We start from the raw sequence: 15,250 nt of genomic DNA, 5'->3' as shown, positions 1-15,250 counted from the left end.
TACTTCAGCTACCATCATCTAACGAAGGGCGCGAACCCCATCTAACCCCTGACCAAAAGGAGCTGTTTTGTACTCTCAACAAGACACAAACTCAGTTAATCAAAGATATCAAGGAGCTAGTTTTAATCATCATGACCGATCAACTCAGCTAAAGTGAACTCCCCGCTTATAAAGTCTTTGGCACGCTGCTCCTCAGCAGGACTCAGAAACAGCCGCTCTAACGCCAAAAATGCACGAGCGTAATCTACCGCATTTTTACGACGTGTACGCTCAGCATCGGAAGTATCGATGCTCACCGAATGTTCCATGAGTTCCTCTGTTCATCAATGCTGATAGCAAGACAGTTTCAGCGCTAACGTGCTCAGGGAGTGTCAAGGGCGCCACCGTAGGCCGCAGCCCGTGCAATTGGACCGGGCGAGGATGACGGCGAAGCGAACCCTTGACGCTGCGCACCTCCAATCCTATATGCGGGGGCTGCTAGATGCCTTTTCCAGCGGCCCCTGCTACCGGCGAGGGCGGGAAGTCAGAGGGGCAGAGCCCCTTTGGGCAAGCCCGTCAGGGCGCGCAGCAGGGTCCATGATTCTGACATATGGTCGCTAACTACCGACCCTCCCTCCTCTCGCTCTACCCCAGTTCTTGCCCAGGTGTAGTGGTCTAATGAAACCGGACACCCATTTAGGCGAGAATGCTCGCCAGATAGAGGTGTCTGATGACCAAACAACGTCGTTCCTTTTCCGCTGAATTCAAACGCGAGGCCGCAGGCCTCGTGCTCGATCAAGGCTATAGCCATATCGAAGCCAGCCGCTCGCTTGGTGTGGTTGAGTCCGCGTTGCGCCGCTGGGTTAATCAGCTTCAGCAGGAGCGCACCGGCGTTACTCCGCAGAGTAAAGCGCTGACGCCAGAGCAACAGAAAATCCAGGAACTGGAAGCTCGAATCGCTCGACTTGAGCGGGAGAAATCCATTTTAAAAAAGGCTACCGCGCTCTTGATGTCGGAAGAGCACGAGCGCACACGCTGATTGATCAGTTAAGTACCCAAGAGCCGGTCGATTGGCTTTGCGCAGTCTTTGATGTCACTCCTTCGTGTTACTACGCCCACCGCCTCAGGCGCCGAAGTCCCGACGTTGAGCGGCTTCGGTTGCGCAGTCGGGTCAACGAACTTTTCACGCAAAGTCGAAGCGCTGCCGGTAGCCGCAGTATCGTGTCGATGATGCAGGAAGACGGCGAGCAGATCGGGCGGTTTAAGGTGCGAGGCCTGATGCGGGAACTGGCGCTAGTCAGCAAACAACTTGGATCACATGCCTACAAACAAGCGACGGTCGAGCGGCCTGACATTCCGAATATCTTGAATCGAGAGTTTGATGTTCCGGCACCCAACCAGGTCTGGTGTGGCGACATCACCTACATCTGGGCTCAAGGGAAATGGCATTACCTGGCTGTGGTTATGGATCTTTACGCGCGCCGAGTAGTGAGCTGGGCGCTGTCGAACAAGCCGGATGCGGATCTGGTCATCAAGGCGTTGGACATGGCTTACGAACAGCGTGGCAGGCCTCAAGGGCTAATGTTTCACTCGGATCAGGGCTCGCAATATGGCAGCCGTCAGTTTCGCCAACGGCTCTGGCGTTACCGCATGCGCCAAAGCATGAGCCGTCGTGGAAACTGTTGGGATACTCAGTTCACTATGCTCAAGAGCGTCGGCCCAATCTGACCCGTGCTGGGATTGGCCAATAGAGTGCCTTTGCGTTGACCTGTCGATTGGACGCTGACGTTCCCTGGCATTGCCGGGCCCAGCGTCTGTGACCTGATAGGAGCCTTGTCCTGCATCTTGAGTGTCCTGTCCTGCGTATGGGGTTGGTAATGCGTTCTCATCGGAGGCATTAGTCATGAACAGCCCCATGGACGAAAACGAAGTCATCTTGGGAGTTGATACACATCTGGATACCCACGTAGGGGTCTTGATCAACACGAATGGAAACCTGCTTGGCTGCTTGGCGGTAACAACCGATACCAGCGGATATCTCAAGCTCGTTATCTGGGCCAACTCCTTCGGTATGTTGAAGCGTGCCGGCGTGGAAGGCACCGGAACTTATGGCGCGGGTTTAGCCCGTGTCCTGCGTGATCATGGCATCGAGGTGCTGGAGGTTAACCGCCCTGATCGCTCCAAACGCCGGCTCCAGGGGAAATCCGATCCCACCGACGCCGAGAGCGCGGCTCGATCCGTTCTTTCAGGAAACGCCACGGCGATCGCCAAGACCCAATCGGGTGTGGCCGAGGCGATGCGGGTGGTTTCGGTTGCTCGGCGCAGCGCAGTCAGAGCGAAAACCCAAGCGATCAATCAATTGAGAGCCTTGCTCGTCAGTGCCCCGCAAGACATTCGTGAACGGCTCTGGAAAACCAAACCTGGCGACTGCGCCAAGGGATGTGCACGTCTTCGCTCACGGAGCGCGACTGAATTCCTGAACATCTTAACGACCTCCCTGTGTCTATTGGGCAAGCGCTGGCTGGCATTGGCAGAGGAAGTTGAAAAGCTCGATGTCATTCTAGAAAACCTGACTCGCCATCATGCTCGCCGTTTACGTGAACAATTCGGCGTCGGCCCTCAAACGGCGGCCGTGCTGCTTTCGACAGCAGGTGATAACCCGGAGCGGTTAAAAAGTGAAGCAGCTCTCGCCGCCCTCTGTGGGGTCAGTCCTTTACCGGCATCCTCGGGTAAAACGGTGCGACATCGTTTAAACAGAGGTGGGAATCGGTCTGCGAACAACGCCCTATGGACCATTGCGATGGTACGCATGCGAGGTGATCCCAAAACCCAAAGCTACGTCGCCCGTCGTAGTGCTGAAGGTTTGTCTTCCAAAGAAATCCAGCGCTGTTTAAAGCGCTATATCGTCAGGGAGCTATACCCTTTGATCCTGGCAGATTTAGCCGATTCAGCTCGATCTTGTTGACATAGGAGCGTCAATGCGCCGATGGAGCGTGTGTTTCGCAGCTTGAAAACTGAATGGATACCGACTGTGGGCTACATGACAGCTCAAGAGGCGAATCGCGACATCAGCCATTACCTGATGCATCGGTACAACTGGATTAGACCGCATCAGTTCAATAATGGGCTGGCCCCGGCTCAGGCCGAGAAAAAACTTAACGTCGTGTCCGGGATTAGTTGACCACTACACATAGTAGCCAAAGAAAATCTCGATTTTTACCCGTTTTTCTCTAATGAAGAAGCGTCTGAAATAGACTCTGAGCGTCAATTGAACTTGCCCCTGCCCTAAGCCGCAAAGTCATATTCATTTAAGGATTGCCTGAAGGTAAAGCACCTCTATTTTTCCGGCCAGGCGCCGTGAACGCTACCGGCCGTTCTCTACCGATGTCGAATGGGCGAGTACAGCAGCGGTACAGTGCCCAGCTCCACCACCCTATGGGAAACTAGCCAAACCTATATGTAATCAACTGGTTAATGCTGTTGTACCCTTCACTTGCCTAGCCTAGACTTTAATAGCCTCGGTGCATCAGGCGGCAACTCATAATCCTTTGGTCCACGGTTCAAGTCCGTGTGGGCCCACCACATTTGAAAGCCGCGCATTGCGCGGCTTTTTCGTTTCCGCGTTCAGCCCCCGACAACGATAAGGCGCTTACATATCCAGCCGGTTGACGCTGTAACATGCTCCACCAAGATCCGCGCCCCATGGAGCCTCCCTTGCCCGACATCCGCCCGCCCGTGCTTGATGAAATCGACCGCCAGCTAATCGCCGCCCTGCAGATCAACGCCCGCGAGAGCGTGGCCATGCTCGCCCGGCAGTTGGGTATTGCGCGCACCACCGTGACTTCGCGGCTGGCGCGGCTGGAAAAGGCCAAGGTGATCACCGGGTATGGCGTGCGCCTGGGGCAGCGGGTGGTCGATGGCGGGTTGCAGGCGTATGTCGGGATCAAGGTGCAGCCGCGTTCCGGCAAAGAGGTGTTGCGGCGCTTGAGTGCGATGGCGCAGGTGCAGCAGTTGTGTGCGGTGAGTGGCGAATTTGACTATGTGGCGTGGTTGCGCACGGATTCGCCGGAGCAGCTGGATCAGTTGCTGGATCAAATTGGCAGTGTGGATGGGGTGGAGAAGACCACGACGTCGATTATCTTGAGTAGCAAGATTGATCGGGGGCAGCCGGTTTAAGGTCGTGTCCGGACTTCCCGGGTGGATTACAGGCCTCTTCGCGAGCAGGCTCGCTCCTATATTTTGGTCGGTGTGTAGTCTCCAATCGTCATATTGTTCAGTTAATTAGCAAAACGACGACACTTTGCGTCTTATTAACGTGTTCTACGCTCCCTAGAATGGCTGGCATCTTTTCCTATACTCAGACGCGCACTCAGCGTCGGGTCGCCAGCAAGGTCAGCCATGAACAAGAACAATCGCCATCCTGCAGACGGTAAAAAGCCAGTCACCATTTTCGGTCCGGACTTTCCCTTCGCTTTCGACGACTGGATCGAACACCCGGCAGGTCTCGGCAGCATTCCTGAACACCATCACGGCGCGGAAGTGGCGATTGTCGGCGCGGGTATCGCCGGCCTGGTGGCCGCTTACGAACTGATGAAGCTCGGCTTGAAACCGGTGGTCTACGAGGCTTCGAAGCTCGGCGGGCGCCTGCGCTCGCAAGCGTTCAACGGCACTGACGGCATCGTCGCGGAACTCGGCGGCATGCGCTTCCCGGTGTCCTCCACCGCGTTCTACCACTACGTCGACAAGCTCGGCCTCGAGACCAAACCGTTCCCGAACCCGTTGACGCCGGCCTCCGGCAGCACGGTGATCGACCTGGAAGGCAAAACCCATTACGCACAAAGCCTGAAGGATCTTCCTGCACTGTTCCAGGAAGTGGCAGACGCCTGGGCGGATGCATTGGAGGCCGGCTCGCAGTTCGCCGATATCCAGCAAGCGATCCGCGACCGCGACGTGCCACGCCTCAAGGAACTGTGGAACAAACTCGTGCCGCTGTGGGACGACCGCACCTTCTACGACTTCGTGGCCACGTCCAAGGCGTTTGCCAAACTGTCGTTCCATCACCGCGAAGTGTTCGGTCAGGTCGGTTTCGGCACCGGCGGCTGGGACTCGGACTTCCCCAACTCGATGCTGGAAATCTTCCGCGTGGTGATGACCAACTGCGACGATCACCAGCATCTGGTGGTCGGCGGCGTGGAACAAGTGCCACAAGGCATCTGGCGCCATGTGCCGGAGCGTTGCGTGCACTGGCCGGAAGGCACCAGCCTGAAATCCCTGCACCGTGGCGCACCGCGTTCCGGCGTGAAGAAAATCGCCCACGCACCGGATGGCCGTTTCGCCGTCACCGACAACAACGGCGACACCCGCGAGTATGCCGCCGTGTTGACCACTTGCCAGAGCTGGCTGCTGACCACCCAGATCGAATGCGACGAAAGCCTGTTCTCGCAAAAGATGTGGATGGCGCTGGATCGCACGCGCTACATGCAGTCGTCGAAGACCTTCGTGATGGTCGACCGCCCGTTCTGGAAGGACAAGGATCCGGAAACCGGCCGCGACCTGATGAGCATGACCCTCACCGATCGCCTGACCCGTGGCACCTACCTGTTCGACAACGGCGACGACAAGCCCGGCGTGATCTGCCTGTCGTACTCGTGGATGAGCGACGCACTGAAGATGCTGCCGCACCCGGTGGAAAAACGTGTGGAACTGGCGCTGAACGCACTGAAGAAGATCTACCCGAAAGTCGACATCGCCGCGCGCATCATCGGCGACCCGATCACCGTGTCGTGGGAAGCCGACCCGTATTTCCTCGGTGCGTTCAAGGGCGCCCTGCCCGGCCACTATCGCTACAACCAGCGCATGTACGCGCACTTCATGCAGGACGACATGCCCGCCGAGCAGCGCGGGATTTTCATCGCCGGTGACGACGTATCGTGGACCCCGGCGTGGGTCGAAGGCGCGGTGCAGACCTCGCTCAACGCGGTGTGGGGCATCATGAAGCACTTCGGTGGCTCGACACATAAAGCGAACCCGGGCCCGGGTGATGTGTTCAAAGACATCGGCCCTATCGCCCTGCCCGAGTAAGAGGAATCCGAGATGCGTGTAGCCCTTTACCAATGTCCACCGCTGCCCCTGGACCCCGCCGCCAACCTGCACCGCTTGCACCAAGTGGCGATGGAAGCCAAGGGCGCCGACTTGCTGGTGTTGCCGGAGATGTTTCTGACCGGCTACAACATTGGTGCCGAGGCGGTCAGCACATTGGCCGAGGTCTACAACGGTGAATGGGCGCAACAGATCGGCCGCATCGCCAAGGCTGCCGGTCTGGCGATTGTCTACGGTTACCCGGAGCGTACTGCCGACGGGCAGATCTACAACGCCGTGCAGTTGATCGACTCGCACGGCGAGCGTCTGTGCAATTACCGCAAGACCCACCTGTTCGGTGATCTGGACCGGTCGATGTTCAGCCCCGGCGACGATGCATTTCCTGTGGTCGAGCTCAACGGCTGGAAGCTCGGTTTCCTGATCTGCTACGACCTGGAGTTTCCGGAGAACGCGCGGCGTCTGGCCCTGGCCGGCGCCGAGCTGATTCTGGTGCCGACGGCGAACATGATTCCATTCGATTTCGTCGCCGACGTCACCGTGCGTTCCCGCGCCTTCGAAAACCAGTGCTACGTGGCCTACGCCAACTATTGCGGGCAGGAAGGCGAAATCCACTATTGCGGACAAAGCAGCATCGCCGCGCCGGACGGCAGTCGTATCGCCCAGGCTGGCCTGGATGAAGCGCTGATCGTCGGGGAGCTGGACCGGCAATTGATGGTCGATTCCCGCGCCGCCAATCGCTACCTCAGTGACCGCCGTCCGGAGCTTTACGGCGCGCTGAACAAGCGTTAATCCGCTAGCATTGGCACTTCACTGTTCTGGAAGTGCCCATGCCTGCGCCGACTCACCCCCGCCTTCACACTGAAACCCTGGCCAACGGCTTGCGCGTGACCCTGCGTCAGGTGCCTGACCTCAAGCGCAGCGCGGCTGCGTTGCGGGTGGCTGCCGGCAGCCATGATGTGCCGCTCGAATGGCCGGGGCTGGCGCATTTTCTTGAGCATTTGCTGTTTCTCGGGACCGCACGTTTTCCTGCCGATCAGGCACTGATGGCCTACGTGCAAAGACATGGCGGCCAAGTGAATGCCAGCACCCGCGAGCGCGCGACCGATTTCTTCTTTGAACTGCCGACTACGGCCTTCAGCGCCGGGCTGGAGCGACTGTCAGACATGCTCGCCCAGCCGCGTATGAATAAGGACGATCAGTTGCGTGAACGCGAAGTGCTGGAGGCGGAATTTGTCGCGTGGTCGCAGGACCCCACAGCGCAGCAGGCACTGTCCTTGTACGAGGGTTTGCCGCCAGAGCATCCATTGCGCGGATTTCATGCAGGTAATCGCGACAGCCTGAAGGTCGAGCAACCGGCGTTTCAACAGGCGTTGAAGGACTTCCATCAGCGCTTCTATCGCACCGGCCAAATGACCTTGAGTCTGGTCGGGCCGCAGAACCTGGAGGCGTTGCGCGCACTGGCTCAGCAGTTCGCCGCGGCGCTGCCGGTTGGGGATAATGTTGCGCAAACGGCAACCCAGCCGTTGCAGGCGAAAAGTTATCAACAGGTCGGCGAACAGCACTGCAATCTGCTGTTTGCCTTCGAAGCGCTACCCGACACCTGCGCCGAAGCGCTGGCGTTCCTCTGCCACTGCTTGAACAACACCAAACCCGGCGGCCTGCTCGCCCATCTGCAGCAACAGAAGCTCGCGGACAGCCTGAAAGCCACGCCGCTGTACCACTTTGCCGGACAGGCCTTGCTGCACCTGCAACTCACCGCGACCGCCGAATGCCTGAATGTTATTCGCGAGCATGTGCTGGATTGGCTGAGCTTCTTCGCCGCGCAACAGGACTGGCCAGCGTTGCGTGACGAATACGCCAGGCTGCTTGAACGTCAGCAGCAGGTCGGCGGCGCACTGCACCTGGCACGGCTCGACTGCGAACAGCTCGAACACGGCTTGTCGGAACACGGCGTCGTCGCCCTCAAACAGATCCTGCACGACATCGGTGTTGTGGATAACTTCAGCGCGCATTGGCACCTGCCTGCCGCCAATCCTTTCCTCGGCTCCAGCGAACCACTGGCCAACGCCGGGCTGATTCGCGGTCAAACCAGCGCCCACCGAGGCCTGCGCACGTTCGCTCAGGATCGCTCACGCAGCCGCCGCGAACGCTCGCCGATGCAATTCAGCCAGGCCTTGGCGGACACGGGTGAAGAAGGTGCGATTTACCTGCGCTGGCAACTGGAAGCCGCGGCAACGGCCGAGCTGCACGGGAAGCTGCAACGCAGTCTGCGCGAAACCCGGGAAGACGCACGTCAGGCCGGGGTTGAGCTGTCGTTGAGTACCAGCGGTGCTCAATGGCTGCTGAAACTGACCGGCCTGCAAGAACCGATGCCCAGTGTCCTGGAGCATGCGCTGAAATGTCTGACGCAAGTTGACGCCGATACTGCGAGCGCCGAGGCAGAAGCACCGTTGATACCGATCCGCCAGTTGCTCAAGGCATTGCCGGAAAGTTGCCTGCCAGCGGCGCCGCGCTCGGACGACATCAAGCAGCTGTGGACAGCTTCCCGCTGGGACGGACTGGCCCTTGGCCTCAGCGCACAGACCCAATCCGCCATGGGCCTGGCTCTGAGTCGCATCCCCGGGATCCCGGACAATCAACTCCCCGCCCCGCCAGCGAGCAATACTCGACAGATCTGGAGCCACATCGACAGCGCCTCCAGCGAACATGCGCTGCTGTTGTTCTGCCCGACCGCAAGCCACGAGATCGCCGACGAAGCCGCCTGGCGCCTGCTCGCGCAGCTCTGCCAGACACCGTTCTATCAGCGTCTGCGGGTCGAATTGCAGCTGGGTTACGCGGTGTTCAGCGCCTTGCGCCAGTTGCACGGCCAGACCGGCTTGCTGTTTGGCGTGCAATCACCGACGTCCGACCCGGTTGCGCTGCTCGACCACATCCGGCAGTTTCTTCAAAGCATTCCCGCGCTGATCGAAACCTTCGATGACGCCAACCTTGAGCAACTGCGCCAGTCTCTGGCCGAGCAGTTCGACGAGACCTCAATGTCGTTCACCAACGCGGCCGAGCTGCTGTGGCAAGCGAAACTCGCCGGCCACTCATCGGATTATCGTGCGCAGTTGATCGACGCCATTGGTCAGCTCGATCGCCCTTTCCTGCTGGCGGCGGCACAGCGACTGATCCAGGCCGAAGGCGGCTGGCACTGTCTGGCCAGCAGCGCGGCACCGGGCATGCCGTGGCAAGCGGGAAATTGATCATTACTCAGGCTGCAAGGAGCTTTCTCAAAGATTCACGGGCAATCACCTGGAAATTTTGAGTAACATAGCAGCCTAACTATTTGGAACATCCCTGCGCTGCCGTGGACTATAACTATGGACAGCGCTATCCCACCCACCCTGAAGGAGACACCCATGTCCTGGACAAAACCGGCTTACACCGACCTGCGTATCGGCTTCGAAGTCACCATGTACTTCGCCAGCCGCTGAGTTCTGCCTACGCAGACTTGCAGTGCAACGCCTCGGCTCGCCGGGGCGTTTTATTTTCAGCGTTGAAAGATGGGAGCGTTCATGTTCGTCCAGATTCTGGGTTCGGCCGCCGGTGGCGGTTTTCCGCAGTGGAACTGCAACTGCGTCAACTGCGCAGGCTTTCGCGACGGCAGCCTGAACGCCAAGGCCCGCACCCAATCGTCCATTGCGATTTCCGATGATGGCGTGAACTGGGTGCTGTGCAACGCCTCGCCGGACATCCGCGCACAACTGCAAAGCTTCGCCCCGATGCAACCGGGCCGCGCCCTGCGTGACACCGGCATCAGCGCAATCATCCTGATGGACAGCCAGATCGACCACACCACCGGTCTGCTCAGCCTGCGCGAAGGCTGCCCGCATCAGGTCTGGTGTACAGACATGGTTCACGAAGACTTGAGCACCGGTTTCCCGCTGTTCAAGATGCTCACCCACTGGAACGGCGGGTTGAACTGGAACCGCATCGAACTCGACCAGAGCTTCACCGTCGCCGCGTGCCCGAACCTGCGCTTCACCCCGCTGCCGTTGCGCAGCGCTGCGCCGCCGTACTCGCCGCACCGCTTCGACCCGCACCCGGGCGACAACATTGGCCTGATCGTCGAAGACCTGAATACCGGCGGCAAACTGTTCTACGCCCCGGGCCTGGGCAAGGTTGATGCGCCGCTGCTGGAAATCATGGCTGGCAGCGATTGCCTGCTGGTGGATGGCACGCTGTGGGACGACGATGAAATGCAGCGCCGTGGCGTCGGCACCCGCACCGGTCGCGAGATGGGCCACCTGGCACAGAACGGCGCCGGCGGCATGCTCGAAGTGCTGGAGCAGTTGCCCGAGCAGCGCAAGGTGCTTATCCACATCAACAACACCAACCCGATTCTCGATGAGGATTCGGCGGAGCGTGCGGAGTTGGCGCGGCGTAATGTTGAAGTGGCGTTCGATGGCATGAGTATTGTGCTGTAACTGATGGCCCCAACGCTGGCAAGCCAGCTCCCACCGGTGTTGTGAACACCGCAAAACCCTGTGGGAGCTGGCTTGCCAGCGATGACTGAAGACCAGACGCCTGAGATCCCAATGCTTGTTCCCGGAGAACAGATATGACTGACACTCCTATGTCCCCCAGCGAATTCGAAGCGGCCCTGCGCGCCAAAGGCGCCTATTACCACATCTACCACCCGTACCACGTGGCGATGTATGAAGGCCGCGCCACCCGCGAACAGATTCAGGGCTGGGTCGCCAACCGCTTCTACTATCAGGTGAACATCCCCCTGAAAGACGCGGCGATCCTCGCCAATTGCCCGGATCGCGAGATCCGCCGCGAGTGGATTCAACGCCTGCTCGACCACGACGGCGCCCCCGGCGAAGACGGCGGTATCGAAGCGTGGCTGCGCCTTGGTCAGGCGGTCGGCCTCGACCCCGATCAACTGCGCTCCCAGGAACTGGTGCTGCCCGGTGTGCGTTTCGCGGTCGACGCCTACGTCAACTTCGCCCGCCGCGCCAGTTGGCAGGAAGCCGCCAGCAGCTCGCTGACCGAACTGTTCGCGCCGCAGATCCACCAGTCGCGCCTCGACAGCTGGCCGCAGCATTACCCGTGGATCGACCCGGCCGGTTACGAATATTTCCGCACCCGCCTCGGTCAGGCGCGGCGCGATGTCGAGCACGGTCTGGCGATCACGCTCGAGCACTACAAGACCCGCGAAGGCCAGGAGCGCATGCTGGAAATTCTCCAGTTCAAACTGGACATTCTTTGGAGCATGCTCGATGCCATGAGCATGGCTTACGAACTGAACCGCCCGCCGTATCACAGCGTCACCGAGCAACGGGTCTGGCACAAAGGAATCACCTTATGAGTTTCGATCGCAGCAAGACCCCGACCTGGCGTCCCGGCTACCGTTTCCAGTACGAACCGGCGCAAAAAGGCCACGTGCTGCTCTACCCCGAAGGCATGATCAAACTCAACGACAGCGCCGCGCTGATCGGTGGTTTGATCGACGGTGAACGCGATGTCGCAGCGATCATCGCCACACTCGATGAGCAGTTCCCCGGCGTGCCTGAGCTCGGTGACGACATCGAGCAATTCATGGAGGTTGCCCGTGCACAGCACTGGATCACCCTTGACTGATCTGCCGCCCAAGCCGGAGGTCGGCCTGCCGCTGTGGCTGCTCGCCGAGCTGACCTACCGCTGCCCGCTGCAATGCCCGTACTGCTCCAATCCGCTGGATTTCGCCGAGCAGGGCAAAGAGCTGAGCACCGAGCAGTGGATCAAGGTGTTCCGCGAGGCGCGGGAGATGGGCGCGGCGCAACTGGGCTTTTCCGGTGGCGAGCCACTGGTGCGCCAGGACCTGGCCGAGCTGATTCGTGAAGCGCGGCAGTTGGGTTTCTATACCAATCTGATCACCTCCGGCATCGGCCTGACCGAGCAAAAAATCAGCGATTTCAAGAAGGCCGGTCTCGATCACATCCAGATCAGCTTCCAGGCCAGTGACGAGCAAGTGAACAACCTGCTCGCCGGCTCGAAAAAAGCCTTCGCGCAGAAGCTGGAAATGGCCCGTGCGGTGAAGGCCCACGGCTATCCGATGGTGCTGAACTTCGTCACCCATCGGCACAACATCGACAAGATCGACCGCATCATCGAGCTGTGCATCGCGCTCGAGGCCGACTTTGTCGAACTCGCCACCTGCCAGTTCTACGGCTGGGCGCAGCTCAACCGTGTCGGCCTATTGCCAACCAAGGAACAACTGGTGCGCGCCGAACGCATCACCAACGAATATCGGGCGAAACTGGAGGCCGAAGGGCATCCGTGCAAACTGATATTCGTGACCCCGGACTACTACGAAGAACGCCCGAAAGCCTGCATGAACGGCTGGGGCAGCCTCTTTCTGACAGTCACCCCGGACGGCACCGCCCTGCCTTGTCATGGCGCCCGACAGCTGCCGGTGCAATTTCCCAACGTGCGCGATCACAGCATGCAGCACATCTGGTACGACTCGTTCGGCTTCAATCGCTTTCGCGGTTATGACTGGATGCCCGAGCCGTGCCGCTCCTGCGACGAGAAGGAACAGGACTTCGGCGGCTGCCGCTGTCAGGCATTCATGCTCACGGGTGACGCAAGCAACGCCGACCCGGTGTGCAGCAAATCCGAACATCACGGCGTGATCCTCAAGGCCCGCGAAGAAGCCGAGACCGCCACTCAGACCATCGAACAACTGGCCTTTCGCAATGAACGAAACTCACGCCTCATCGCCAAGGGCTGAGCCTTTCAGCGCCGCCCAGGCCGTCGCCGCCGGAATGGACTTCGCCGAACTGCAACTCGGCGTCCACGGTTTGTTCTGGAATGAATATCGCCCGCAGGACGCCGCGTGCCGGATCTGGCAGCGGCACGATGGCGTGGCGAAATGTCTGACGCCGGATGGCTTCAGCGTGCGCAGTCGGGTGTACGAATATGGCGGTGGCGCGTTTTGTCTGACACTGGACGGGGTGGTTTTCGTCAATGAGGCGGACCAGCAGTTGTATCGACAGACCCTGGATGGCGCGCCTGAGGCGCTGACGTCAGGCGAGTGTCGTTATGGCGATCTGCATTTTGCTTTTGGCCAGGTTCTGGCGGTTGAAGAGTGGCGTGATCAACATCGGCTGGTAGCGATTGATCTGGCTGACGGCACGCGGCATGTGCTGGCTGAGGGCGCGGATTTTTATGCGGCGCCGATCATCAGTGCGGATGGCCAGCGCCTGGCCTGGATCGAGTGGAGCCGCCCGCATCAGCCTTGGACGTCGACGCGGTTGAAGGTGGCTGAGCGTTTGACCGATGGCACATTCGGAGCACCGCAATGCATTGCCGGCGCCGAGATTGAAGAGTCCATTCAACAACCGCGCTTCGATGCCGAAGGACGCCTGTATTGCCTGACCGATCGTGCTGGATTCTGGCAACCGTGGGTAGAAACTGCCGACGGCTTGAGATCATTGCCCGCTGCGCCGGCCGATCATGCACCCGCGCCGTGGCAACTGGGCGGCTGCACCTGGCGCCCTGTCGAGCGTTCGTTTTTGGCGAGCTGGAGCGAAGGTGGTTTTGGTCGCCTGACCCTTGGCGACGACGACTTCACTGGCGACTACAGCCGCTTCCGTCATCTCGCTTTAGACGCACAATTTATCTACTGCATTGCCGCCTCGCCGATCAGTCCTTCGGCGGTCATCGCCATTGATCGGGCGACGCGCAAAGTGAACGTGTTGGCCGGCGGCGTGGCGCCTTTGCCTGCAGAACGCATCAGCCGTCCGCAAACCCTGCGCTACCCAAGCGGTTCCGGCGAAGCCCACGGGTTCTTTTATCCGGCCATGAGCAGCGAGACAAAACCAGCGCTGGTGGTGTTCATCCACGGCGGACCGACCTCGGCCTGCTACCCGATGCTCGACCCGCGCATTCAGTACTGGACGCAACGCGGCTTCGCCGTTGCCGATCTCAACTATCGCGGCAGCAGCGGCTATGGCCGCGAATACCGTCAGGCGTTGCATCTGAGTTGGGGTGAGGTGGATGTCGAGGATGCCTGCGCGGTGGTGGCGTATCTGGCCAGACAAGGTTTGATCGACGGCGAGCGCGCATTTATCCGCGGAGGCAGCGCCGGTGGCTACACCACGTTGTGTGCGCTGGCGTTTCAGCAGGTGTTCCGCGCTGGCGCCAGCCTCTATGGCGTCAGCGACCCGGTGGCACTCGCCCGGGCGACCCACAAGTTCGAAGGTGATTATCTGGACTGGCTGATCGGCGATCCCGAGCAGGACGCCGAACGCTACGCTGCCCGCACACCCTTGCTGCACGCGAGCAACATTCGTGTGCCGGTGATTTTCTTTCAGGGAGAACTGGACGCCGTGGTTGTTCCGCAACAGACCCGCGACATGGTCACGGCACTGGAACAGAACGGCATCCCGGTCGAGGCGCATTATTACCCCGAAGAACGCCACGGCTTCCGCCGCGCCGCCAATCAGGCGCATGCGCTGGAACAGGAGTGGAAGTTTTATCGGCGGGTGATGGGGCTGGCTGACTGAGCACCACGCCTGTTTAAAAATAGCGTCGACCCAATCGCGGGCAAGCTCGCTCCCACAGTTTCGCTGGTTTACACAAAACTTGTGACCAACCTAAAACACTGGGGGAGCAGGCTTGCCCGCGATAGCTATCTATCTGGCACCGCTGAACTCAGCGCTTGGCGATGATGTACACCGCATGCACGATCCCCGGAATGTAGCCACACAGCGTCAGCAGAATGTTCAACCAGAACGCCCCGCCGAACCCGACCTGCAGAAACACACCCAGTGGCGGCAACAGAATGGCGATGATGATGCGAATGAAGTCCATGGGTCAGCTCCTGAATGGGGGTTGGCTCACATGAGCCATACAAGCTAATCGACCTTTGCCGCTCGTCAGGGTTCAGTGCTAATCACGGTATCGGTATCAAACTGATAGCTCAGCTAAGAATTTGCAGTCCCTGCTTCTGCACGATGCTCAGTAACTTCAGCGCCATGCCGCTGGGGTGTTTGTCTCCCGACTCCCATTGCTTGACTGTCGACGCGCTAGTGTTCAAGTAGCGAGCGAATACCGGCTGGCCCTGCTGGGGCTTTCTAAAAAACCATTCGCAGGACGAACGCTCAAGCACTCAACGCTATCTGCAAAACCCGGCCACAAA

Annotated in this window: 13 protein-coding genes and 3 pseudogenes; 13 read left to right on the top strand and 3 right to left on the bottom strand. The window is 59.7% G+C overall.

What is annotated here, in order from left to right; translation table 11 throughout:
* Nucleotides 1–122: 122 nt before the first annotated feature.
* Nucleotides 123–296 carry an antitoxin VbhA family protein gene (locus tag K5Y35_RS10175; protein ID WP_261991491.1) on the bottom strand — a complete coding sequence of 58 codons (174 nt, stop codon included), beginning with the start codon at nucleotides 294–296 and terminating at the stop codon, nucleotides 123–125.
* 413 nt (nucleotides 297–709) lie between these two features.
* Between K5Y35_RS10175 and K5Y35_RS10170 the strand changes: the two are divergent.
* The 13 genes and pseudogenes from K5Y35_RS10170 to K5Y35_RS10110 form a co-directional block, all read left to right on the top strand.
* Nucleotides 710–1,668 (top strand): annotated as a pseudogene (locus K5Y35_RS10170) (IS3 family transposase); the annotation flags it as partial.
* Between the two features lie 226 nt (nucleotides 1,669–1,894).
* On the top strand, nucleotides 1,895–2,944 hold the full coding sequence (locus K5Y35_RS10165) for an IS110 family transposase (protein ID WP_222834175.1): 1,050 nt from the start codon (nucleotides 1,895–1,897) through the stop codon (nucleotides 2,942–2,944).
* Nucleotides 2,945–2,956: 12 nt separating this feature from the next.
* Nucleotides 2,957–3,160, top strand: a pseudogene (locus K5Y35_RS10160) (integrase core domain-containing protein); the annotation flags it as partial.
* Nucleotides 3,161–3,693: 533 nt separating this feature from the next.
* Nucleotides 3,694–4,155: an Lrp/AsnC family transcriptional regulator gene (locus K5Y35_RS10155; RefSeq protein WP_007910086.1), complete on the top strand. Its 462-nt coding sequence runs from the start codon at nucleotides 3,694–3,696 to the stop codon at nucleotides 4,153–4,155.
* A gap of 222 nt (nucleotides 4,156–4,377) precedes the next feature.
* Nucleotides 4,378–6,060 (top strand): flavin monoamine oxidase family protein, encoded by a 1,683-nt coding sequence (locus tag K5Y35_RS10150; RefSeq protein ID WP_123469288.1) that lies wholly within the window; start codon nucleotides 4,378–4,380, stop codon nucleotides 6,058–6,060.
* A 12-nt stretch (nucleotides 6,061–6,072) separates the two neighbouring features.
* A complete protein-coding gene (locus K5Y35_RS10145) occupies nucleotides 6,073–6,867 on the top strand; it encodes a carbon-nitrogen hydrolase family protein (protein ID WP_123469290.1) in 795 nt (264 codons plus the stop codon).
* A 38-nt stretch (nucleotides 6,868–6,905) separates the two neighbouring features.
* Entirely contained in the window at nucleotides 6,906–9,323 is a 2,418-nt protein-coding gene (pqqF, locus tag K5Y35_RS10140) for a pyrroloquinoline quinone biosynthesis protein PqqF (protein WP_222834174.1), read from the top strand.
* Between the two features lie 156 nt (nucleotides 9,324–9,479).
* Nucleotides 9,480–9,554, top strand: coding sequence for a pyrroloquinoline quinone precursor peptide PqqA (gene pqqA, locus K5Y35_RS10135; protein WP_003422658.1), 75 nt, complete (start codon nucleotides 9,480–9,482; stop codon nucleotides 9,552–9,554).
* A gap of 81 nt (nucleotides 9,555–9,635) precedes the next feature.
* Complete coding sequence (gene pqqB, locus K5Y35_RS10130; protein ID WP_128613998.1) at nucleotides 9,636–10,547, top strand: pyrroloquinoline quinone biosynthesis protein PqqB; 912 nt, start codon at nucleotides 9,636–9,638, stop codon at nucleotides 10,545–10,547.
* A 134-nt stretch (nucleotides 10,548–10,681) separates the two neighbouring features.
* Nucleotides 10,682–11,434, top strand: a complete 753-nt coding sequence (pqqC, locus tag K5Y35_RS10125) for a pyrroloquinoline-quinone synthase PqqC (RefSeq protein WP_123469296.1) — start codon at nucleotides 10,682–10,684, stop codon at nucleotides 11,432–11,434.
* Nucleotides 11,431–11,706: a pyrroloquinoline quinone biosynthesis peptide chaperone PqqD gene (pqqD, locus tag K5Y35_RS10120; protein ID WP_128613999.1), complete on the top strand. Its 276-nt coding sequence runs from the start codon at nucleotides 11,431–11,433 to the stop codon at nucleotides 11,704–11,706. The genes pqqC and pqqD overlap by 4 nt, the downstream gene beginning before the upstream one ends.
* The gene (gene pqqE / locus K5Y35_RS10115) at nucleotides 11,699–12,838 is read left to right on the top strand and encodes a pyrroloquinoline quinone biosynthesis protein PqqE (protein ID WP_177490424.1); all 1,140 of its coding nucleotides are present in this window, start codon (nucleotides 11,699–11,701) and stop codon (nucleotides 12,836–12,838) included. Before pqqD ends, pqqE begins: the two co-directional genes overlap by 8 nt.
* On the top strand, nucleotides 12,804–14,615 hold the full coding sequence (locus K5Y35_RS10110; protein WP_222834173.1) for an alpha/beta hydrolase family protein: 1,812 nt from the start codon (nucleotides 12,804–12,806) through the stop codon (nucleotides 14,613–14,615). Before pqqE ends, K5Y35_RS10110 begins: the two co-directional genes overlap by 35 nt.
* Before the next feature lie 148 nt (nucleotides 14,616–14,763).
* On the opposite strand, the gene K5Y35_RS10105 is transcribed toward K5Y35_RS10110, so the two are convergent.
* Entirely contained in the window at nucleotides 14,764–14,922 is a 159-nt protein-coding gene (locus K5Y35_RS10105) for a YqaE/Pmp3 family membrane protein (protein ID WP_003228885.1), read from the bottom strand.
* Between the two features lie 109 nt (nucleotides 14,923–15,031).
* A pseudogene (locus K5Y35_RS27865) lies at nucleotides 15,032–15,169 on the bottom strand (helix-turn-helix domain-containing protein); the annotation flags it as partial.
* Between the last annotated feature and the right edge of the window lie 81 nt (nucleotides 15,170–15,250).

It is taken from the genome of Pseudomonas sp. SC3(2021) (genome assembly GCF_019856535.1).
GTDB lineage: Bacteria > Pseudomonadota > Gammaproteobacteria > Pseudomonadales > Pseudomonadaceae > Aquipseudomonas > Aquipseudomonas monsensis.
The sequence above is the reverse complement of the archived record's forward strand: the minus strand, read 5'-3'. Positions and strand labels throughout refer to the sequence as shown.